The following is a 3,108-nucleotide window of genomic DNA, read 5'->3' as shown; positions in this document are numbered from 1 at the left end:
CCCCAATTTATATAATGCTATTCCACTAATGTTATTAGGTAATTATGCGGACAAGTTAGAATTTGCGAACTTTGCAATATCATTGAAAGTATGTGGTGTGATATTTATGTTGCAAAATGTTGTCGCAAAATCAATATATCCAATTACCTCAAGAAATAAAAATGGATTTAAACCTACTCTTTTTTTGAATTTATTAATCGTCATTCCTTGTGTGTTAATATTGTTTTTCTTTGGTTCCGACCTGATCAAAGTTATTCTAGGTGTGAGCTTAGAGAGTGATATTTATATAAAAGTAATTTCAACTAGCTTGATCTTTGTTGCAATCTCGAACTCCTTTAGTGTTGGTTATTTTTTGCCTAATAACCTAGATGTTGAATATCGAAATATAGCGATTAAAACATCGATACTGTCAGCTGTAATCGTATTTTTTCTCATCTATAAATTTTCGGTTATAGGTTGTGCTTTAGGATTGCTTACTGCTAGAGCAATTTTGTTTTTTAATTATACATTGAGCTATAAAAGAATTTATAATGAAAAGTTATCTTAGAAGATTTAAAACATATAGAAGTCTAGCTTTTGCTAAAAGGTTTATTCTTGCTAACAATTATATTCCAAAAATTTCTAGACCTAAAACTTATAACGAGAAAGTTCTTCATAGAAAAAAATACTCAAATGCATCTAAGTTCTCGCAGTATGCGGATAAAATTCTTGTAAAAGATCACGTTGAAAAGTTAGTTAGCTCTAAAATTGTTATCCCAACATTATATACGGGGGAAAGCATCAGTGTTGATTTGACTAATGATCTTTTAAAAAAGCATAAAGGTTTAGTCCTTAAAGCAAACCATAACTCAGGGCCTGTTTATGTCATTGATGATAAAATAAGTCAAAATAAGCTTGCTTCAATAGTTGAAGATCTAAATAGTCAATTAAAAGTAGATTATGGAGCGACTAAAGGAGAAACGTGGTATAGCCAAATTGAACCTAAGATCTTAATCGAAGAGCGTCTCTATGATGAAAATGGAGCGAATGATTTAAAAGACTTTAAATTTCATGTCTTTAAACAAAATTCTGGAGAGGCAAAAGTTGTATTGCATGTGGATTTTGATAGAAATACCAATCATACACGCTCATTTTTTGACGAACACCTGAATTGGCTGCCATTTTCTCTAGAGAAACCTTGCATTCATACTGACCTTAAAAAGCCTAATAATTTTGAAGAGATGGTAGTAATTGCTAGGAAGCTAGCAGAACCTTTCTCATATGCTCGAGTTGACCTATATAATGTTAGTGGAAAAATATACTTTGGGGAAATGACATTTGCTCATGGTTCTGGATGTGAAAAATTCTCTTCAATACATTATGACAAGTGGTTAGGCAGTTTATGGGTGTTTGATGATAATGATGAATATTTTTACTAGTCTTATACATAGTTGTGATGAAACTTGGGTAAATATGTGAATATATATATTGTATTTTCTTTATCGCTTTCCTTAATTGCGTTACTTCATGTGAAGTCTAAAGAATATAAGAAGCTGAACGAGTTATATGTAGTTTCTTTCATGTTTCTTTTTTCGATGGTTGTCGGGGTATCTTCCATCATGGGGTGGAGAGAAATCACGCACATGAAAGGAGGTATTGATACAATTGTATACCAAGAAATATTCAATGTTTTACTGAATAAGGATATATCTAGTGTTAATGAGCAAAGAATAGAATTTGGCTATGCTCTATTAATGTGGTTGAGTAAATCTATAGTCGATAATTTTAATTTTTTTCTATTTATTTTTTCAGTATCCATATTGACATTGTATCTTAAGATATGCAATGTAATGACTAAAAATGTTTTTTCAATCGTATCTTACTTTGCTATAAGCTTATTTGTGATAGATAGCTTTAATATCAGTAGGATGATATTAAGTGTTTTTATATTATTCTTTATAATCCCAGAGCTTAGAAAGGAAAATTATTTAAGAGCTATTCTAATAGTACTATTATCTACTTCTATTCAAATGACTGGGTTGTGGGGATTAGTGATAATATTTTATTATTACTTTATGTACTCTCTGACCAATAAAAAAACAATACGTTTTCTAATGTTTTTGTTGGGTAGTGTTCTTTCATATGGAATGGTATTTGTTTTTAAAGCGATGCTTATGAAAGTTGGTTATAGCCACTATGTTGATGATGAGGGTGGTGCATCATATTTAAACTACATATATCTGGCTGTAATTCTCTTCATTTCGTTTGTTTTTAAATTTGATAAGTTTGTAGATGAAACTAATGAAATGGTTGTTCTTCGAATACTTCCTTCTATGTTTTTTATAATTCCATTGTATACTGCAATTCCCATCGCATACAGGTTTAATCTTTTTTATATTTTACTTTTCTTTTTTATTCTTCCTGATCTATGTAAGTTCGGTGTTTTGAACGTTAAAAAGCTTAAACTTTATTATTTTCCATTTATATTTATTCCTTTATTATATGCAGGTTTGAAATTTTTCTCTTATTTCCAAACAAGTGTTAACTCTGCGTTGCTTTGGAATGTTTCTAACTCTTGGTATTTGTTCTAAATGCACTACTATTTTATTATTAATTCTCTTATCGGTGGTGGCACAGAAAAGGTATGCTGCCAAATATCTTCAAGGCTATCTCAAGATAAAAATGATGTTACTATTTTTGTTTTAGATGATGAAGGATCTTCTTATGAGGTGTCTGATAAAGTAAAAATTGTTTATCTAGGCAAAACGAGTACATTAAAAAGCTTTTGGAAGTTGAAAAAAGTTTTAAAAGACATCAATGGACATTCTGTTTTAATATTTAATCATGAGCTCAGTTTAGTAGCTCTCCTAATAAAGAAATTATTTAAATATAATGTAAAAATCATTAGCAGAATAAATAATACACTTAGCGTAACAATCAAACATAAAAGCAAAAAGTATCAATACGTAGTCAGTCCGTTGATGAAGGCCTTTTATCGATATATCGACGGCTATATATTCCAGTCTACTGGTATACAAAAGGACATGGATGATAACTATTCTGTTAATGAAAGATATGTTGTCATTAATAATCCAATAGATCGTTTTAAAAGTGGCGTCGACAAAGAAG

Annotated in this window: 3 protein-coding genes and 1 pseudogene; all 4 read left to right on the top strand. The window is 30.0% G+C overall.

The genetic code is table 11. From position 1 onward, the window contains the following. Positions 1-547, top strand: a pseudogene (locus IQR33_RS15760) (hypothetical protein); the annotation flags it as partial. Further along, positions 531-1,418, top strand: a complete 888-nt coding sequence (locus IQR33_RS15755) for an ATP-grasp fold amidoligase family protein (protein WP_176311248.1) — start codon at positions 531-533, stop codon at positions 1,416-1,418. The pseudogene IQR33_RS15760 and the gene IQR33_RS15755, both read left to right, overlap by 17 nt. Positions 1,419-1,454: 36 nt before the next feature. Beyond that, the gene (locus IQR33_RS15750; RefSeq protein WP_193843839.1) at positions 1,455-2,570 is read left to right on the top strand and encodes an EpsG family protein; all 1,116 of its coding nucleotides are present in this window, start codon (positions 1,455-1,457) and stop codon (positions 2,568-2,570) included. Continuing rightward, a partial coding sequence (locus IQR33_RS15745; protein ID WP_193843838.1) for a glycosyltransferase occupies positions 2,571-3,108 on the top strand: 538 nt, incomplete at its 3' end.

Origin of the sequence: Vibrio sp. OPT46, from assembly GCF_015163535.1 — a bacterium.
GTDB classification, from domain to species: Bacteria; Pseudomonadota; Gammaproteobacteria; order Enterobacterales; family Vibrionaceae; genus Vibrio; species Vibrio alginolyticus.
Note: the sequence above shows the minus strand (reverse complement) of the source record. Positions and strands in the feature narration are given on the sequence as shown.